A 4,917-nucleotide genomic window follows, 5' to 3' on the forward strand; every position below is an offset into this window, starting at 1 on the left:
GGCCTCCGGCGCGTGATGTGGTTCCTCGACAGCTCCACTTCACAACCGGAGGCCTTCACCTGTCAGCACGACAGGCCATCACCAGGTCACCTCAACCCGGCACAACGTCCCTGGACATCACAACTAGGCCTCGCCGGCACAGCCCAGGCAGCCGGCACCGCGGCGAGCGAGAAGGTCGCGCTGACCAACGTGCGCGTGTTCGACGGCCGGACCCTCTCGGCGCCGCGGACCGTGGTCATCGACCACGGCCTGATCGGCGTCAGTTCCATCGGCGCACGAGTGATCGACGGGAAAGGCGCCACGCTGCTGCCCGGCCTGATCGACGCGCACATCCACCTGGAAAACGTGGCGACGCTCGAACAGCTGACGAGCTACGGCGTCACCACCGGGCTGGACATGGCGTGCTGGCCGCGCTCCTTGGTCGACTCGTTGCGCCACCGCACCGGGCTGACCGACATGCGCAGCGCGGGCGTCCCCGCGACCGCTCCCGGAAGCCTGGAGAGCCAGATTCCCGGGTTCCCCCAGTCGGCCCTGGTCAGCAAGCCTGAGCAGGCGGAGGCGTTCGTGGCCGCCCGCGTGGCCGAGGGATCCGACTACATCAAGCTCATCATCGACATTCCTGGTCTGAGCCAAGCCACGCTCAACGCCCTGACCGCGGTCGCGCACCGCTACGGGAAGCTGGTCATGGCTCACGCTCCGGCTTCCGCCGCGGTCGACGAGGCGCTGGTGGCCGGGGTGGACATGATCCACCACGTACCGCTCGACGCTGCGCTGACGCCGGCGGTCGCGGCGCAGTACGCTTCCCGTCGGCGCGTCTCCGTGCCGACCCTGACGGTGATGGAAGGCTTCGCCGGGCTGGGGATTCCGGGTACCAGCTACGCCGCCGCCCGCGACAGCGTCACTGCCCTGCACCGTGCCGGCGCGCAGATCCTCGCCGGTACGGACTCCAACCACACCCCGGGAATCCCGGTGAACCCGCCCTTCGGCAGCAGCCTCCACCACGAACTGGAACTGCTCGTCGGCGCCGGGCTCAGCACCGTCGAGGCGCTGCGGTCGGCGACCGTCCTGCCCGCGCAGGCGTTCCGGCTTCCCGACCGCGGGGTCATCGCCCCGGGCTACCGCGCGGACCTGGTGCTCATCGACGGCGACCCCATCGCCGACATCCGGGCGACCCGCCGCATCCAGCGGGTCTGGGCCGGCGGGGTCGAGCACGCTCCCGCCGCGTGACGGGTGCCTGCCGCCTCGTCCGGAGGCGAGGCGGCAGGCGCCGGTCAGCGTTCCCCGCGTACCGCGGCGATCAGCGCCCCGGCGTCCGCGGGGCTCCGGGGTCCCGACCACGCGACGACCTGATCCGGGCGCACGAGGACCAGCGCGGCCGGCACGCGGCTCGCGCACCCGGTGCCGGTCAGGTCGACGACTTCCAGGGGGACACCGCGGCCACGAGCCGCTTCCGCCACGCGCTCCCAGCCGGTGTGGTCCGCCAGCACCAGCAAGGTCAGCTCGGCTCCCAGCAGGTCGTAAAGCGACCGGCCGTCGTCCAAGGCGAGGTGGGGAAGCCTCGCCCCGGCCAAGTCGTCGTCGGCTGCCGGAATCACGGGAGAGTCGTCGATGCGAAGGCCGAGTACGAGGTCGAGCGAATGGAATTCGGCTTTCTTGGTCTTCTGGATGCGGGCTCCCGCGGCCGCCCGAGCGCACGCGCCGGCCGCGTCGTCGTTGTCGAGGTTGTCGGCGAGCAGTTCGGTCGAGAGCACCCGCATGTTCGCCGTCGCCGCCGCGATGACGCGCTCCTGGACCGGCCGCCGCTCCCGCTCGTAGCTGTCGAGCAGGAGCGGGCCCGCCCAGCCGTCCAGCACCGCGGCCAGCTTCCAGCCGAGGTCGACGGCATCGGCCAGGCCCGTGTTCAAGCCATGGCCGCCGAACGGAGGGTTCAGGTGAGCCGCGTCGCCGGCGAGGAAAACCCGCCGGTCGCGCATCCGGTCGGCGATCTGCATGCGCGCGGTCCACGGGTCGGTCGACACCACCGTCGCGGCGACCGGCCGCCCGACGATGTCATCGATGATGGTGCCTGCTTCGCGTTCGCCGGTCTCCCGATCGACGCCGAACGCGATGGCCCACCACGTGCCCGCTCGGTCCAGCGGGCCGAGCATCGCCGGCGCCGACGGGTTGACCACCCAGTACTGCACCGCCGGACCGTGGCGTACCAAGGCATTCAGCTCCGGACACGTGAACACCATGCCGAAGTTGGGTCGCAGCGCCTGGCCGCCGTGGTAGGCGGAGCCGATCCGGTCGCGCACGGTGCTGCGCGGGCCGTCGGCTCCGATCACGTACTCCGCACGGACGACTTTGGTTTCTCCGCCAGGGTTTTCGATCGTGACGTCCACGCCGTCGTCGGACTGCGCCAGATCGGTCACCCGGGCGCCGAGAGCCAGGCGGCCCGCGTCGAGTTCCTCGACGGCCTCGCGCAGCACCTCCTCGAGCACGTACTGCGGAGCTTGCTGACCGAGGTCGGCGAAGCGATCCCCCTCGGGGGCCAGCCCCAGGACCCCGGAGAACCGCGACAGTTCCCACCCGGTCATCGACGTGCAGAACACCACGTCCTGCGACCACGCCACCGGCAGCGGCGCTCGTTGCCGAAGACGGTCGGCCAAGCCCCACCGCCGCAGGTGCTCCATCGTGCGGACGTTGAGCGTCTTGCAGCGGGGCCGGGTCGTGGACACCGTCACGCGGGGTTCGACCACCAGGCAGCCGACGCCGCGGCGGCCCAGTTCGACCGCCGCGGCCAGACCGACCGGCCCGCCCCCGGCAATCAGGACCGGGACCGTGCCGGGAAGGTCGCCGAGCCGCCGGGAACCGTCAACCGGCATCAGCGCACGCTCTCGACGCGGGTGCGGGCCCAGGCCGTGCATTCGTCGGCGAAGGCCAGCTGACGCAGGTGCAGGGCGCGGCCGAGGATGTGGTGGTCGATGCTGTGGCCGGTACCGCGCGCCACGCTCGCGTCCACGAACGGCGCCGAGCCGAACATGGCCGCGAACGCCGCGACGTTCTCCGGTGCGCTGTCCCACAATGCGTCGAACTCGGCGAGCGCGTTGTGCACCGGAACCCGCACCTCCGGTGCCACCGCGGGCAGGTACTCCCGTGGCCACGCCGGCGCTTGGACCAGCTCCCGGACGGGCACCGGGGCGTAAGCCTCGTGCGCCTGCGCAAGCCCGTCGGCGGTGTAGGTCTCCGGCGGTCCGAACATCACCTGCTCACGCTGGTCGTAGGGCAGGTCGACGGTCTGCTCCGGCGGCAGTGAGCCCAGCGCTTCGGCGGCGCCGCCCCGAGGGATCACCGCTCCCATCCCCGTGGCCGACACGCCGATGAGCGGGAAGCCCGGCCGGCTCGCCGCGATCATCAACGCGATCATCCCGCCGATCGAATGCCCGACCAGGAACACCTCCCGGCTTCCCGACTCCTTGTCGCCGCCTCGATCGCCGCGGTCAGCAGCTCGGCGTGCCGCTCGAACGTGTTGGCCCCGGGGTCGAGCGGGGTGCTGCCGCCGTAGCCGGGACGGTCAAACGCCACGACCCGATGTCCGGCAGCGGCGGCGACGTCCAGGAACGAGCCGCCGCCGGAACCGGCGACGTCGAAGTAGCGCGCGGTGTAGGTCCCGCCGTGCAGGGCGACGATCAGCGGTCGTCCCGTCGGCTGCACCGGCCCGGCGGTCAACGCTATGAGCGTGGTGCCGCCGACCTCGAAGGTGAGTACATCGCATTGCTGGGCCATCGTCGGCCTCCTGCCGAAGGGGAAAGGGATCGGCCGGTCCGCACGCGGCTGGGAAGCGCACTCGTGCCCGGCACCGTGCCGCGAGACTAAGCGCTATATGTGATAACTGCAACGGCCGTCGTCGACCACGTTCCGGTCGGTCAGGACATCAACGCGTCGTGCGCTTCTTGGCCGCGCGAGGCTTCTTCGGCGGCGGCACGTCGTCGGGCTCGCCGCCGCCGAGCGCGCGCAGAGCGAGCTGCTCGTTGCGCTCCAGGTGGTCGCGGACCGCTTGGGCGGCCGCGTCCGGGTCCCGGCGCCGGAAGACCTCGATCAAGGTTTCGTGGGCTTCCTCGCGGCGGTGGTGCTCATGGGGATCGGGGTCCAGCGCGCCGAACCCGATACGGATGTAGCGCTCGGCCGCCCGCCAGAGCGTGCTGAGCAGCCGCACGTCCCACGCGCTCGCGGCGGGCGCCAGCAGCGCCAGGTGGAACTCGTGGTGGGCGTCGTAGATCGCGTCCATGCCCAGCCGCTCGTCACCGAAGCCGGCCGCCAGGCCTTCGAGCCGGTCGAGCTCGCCGTCGGAGAGCAGCACACACGCGCGACTGGCGATCTCCGGCTCGATCGTGCGCCGGAGCCGGTAGATGGCCTGCAGATCCTCGAGGTCCAGCGGCGCCACCTGGGCGCTGCGGCCGGGCCGGGTGATGACCAAGCCTTCGCTTTCCAAGCTGCGCAACGCGTCCCGGACCGGGATGAAGCTGACGTTGAGCATCCCAGCGATCTCCCGCAGGGAGAACTCGCGACCGGGGGCGAGGTCACCGCACAGGATCGACCGCCGCAGTTCCGTGGTGACCTGTTCGGCGACCGAGCGGGACTCGATCGGTCGCACACCGGTCGACGGTGAAGCCACGGGAGCCCCCTGCTCTTGTCGGACAAGGCCTTGCCGGATCGTGCTCAACTATAACGCCCACCTGGGCGAACTCCGGGTCAGCACCAGCCTTGCTGTTATCACATATAATTGCTACGTTGTCGATGCCAGGCCAGAGCGAAGGAGCTTCTCAATGATGTTGTCAAGCCGCCGCGGTGACGGGTGTGGCTTGGTAGCGGGCTCCGTCCCGGATCATGGCCCACAGGACGTTGACCCGGCGACGGGCGAGGGAGAGCAGCGCCTGT

5 protein-coding genes are annotated in these 4,917 nt (G+C 71.0%); 1 reads left to right on the plus strand and 4 read right to left on the minus strand.

Going from position 1 to position 4,917, the window contains the following annotated elements; translation table 11 throughout:
• The first annotated feature begins 15 nt into the window (after positions 1 to 15).
• Positions 16 to 1,227, plus strand: coding sequence for an amidohydrolase family protein (locus ACLJOU_RS46730; RefSeq protein ID WP_410575759.1), 1,212 nt, complete (start codon positions 16 to 18; stop codon positions 1,225 to 1,227).
• Between the two features lie 44 nt (positions 1,228 to 1,271).
• Here the strand turns inward: ACLJOU_RS46730 and ACLJOU_RS46735 are convergent, their stop codons facing one another.
• The 4 genes from ACLJOU_RS46735 to ACLJOU_RS46750 all read right to left on the minus strand — a co-directional run bounded on the left by ACLJOU_RS46735 (position 1,272) and on the right by ACLJOU_RS46750 (position 4,633).
• The gene (locus tag ACLJOU_RS46735; protein ID WP_410575755.1) at positions 1,272 to 2,864 is read right to left on the minus strand and encodes an FAD-dependent monooxygenase; all 1,593 of its coding nucleotides are present in this window, start codon (positions 2,862 to 2,864) and stop codon (positions 1,272 to 1,274) included.
• Positions 2,864 to 3,406 carry a hypothetical protein gene (locus tag ACLJOU_RS46740; protein ID WP_410575756.1) on the minus strand — a complete coding sequence of 181 codons (543 nt, stop codon included), beginning with the start codon at positions 3,404 to 3,406 and terminating at the stop codon, positions 2,864 to 2,866. Before ACLJOU_RS46740 ends, ACLJOU_RS46735 begins: the two co-directional genes overlap by 1 nt.
• Entirely contained in the window at positions 3,403 to 3,765 is a 363-nt protein-coding gene (locus ACLJOU_RS46745) for an alpha/beta fold hydrolase (protein ID WP_410575757.1), read from the minus strand. The genes ACLJOU_RS46740 and ACLJOU_RS46745 overlap by 4 nt, the downstream gene beginning before the upstream one ends.
• Before the next feature lie 148 nt (positions 3,766 to 3,913).
• Positions 3,914 to 4,633 (minus strand): GntR family transcriptional regulator, encoded by a 720-nt coding sequence (locus tag ACLJOU_RS46750; RefSeq protein WP_410575758.1) that lies wholly within the window; start codon positions 4,631 to 4,633, stop codon positions 3,914 to 3,916.
• Between the last annotated feature and the right edge of the window lie 284 nt (positions 4,634 to 4,917).

The sequence above is a fragment of the Amycolatopsis sp. cmx-4-61 genome, assembly GCF_046548775.1.
Taxonomy (GTDB): domain Bacteria; phylum Actinomycetota; class Actinomycetes; order Mycobacteriales; family Pseudonocardiaceae; genus Amycolatopsis.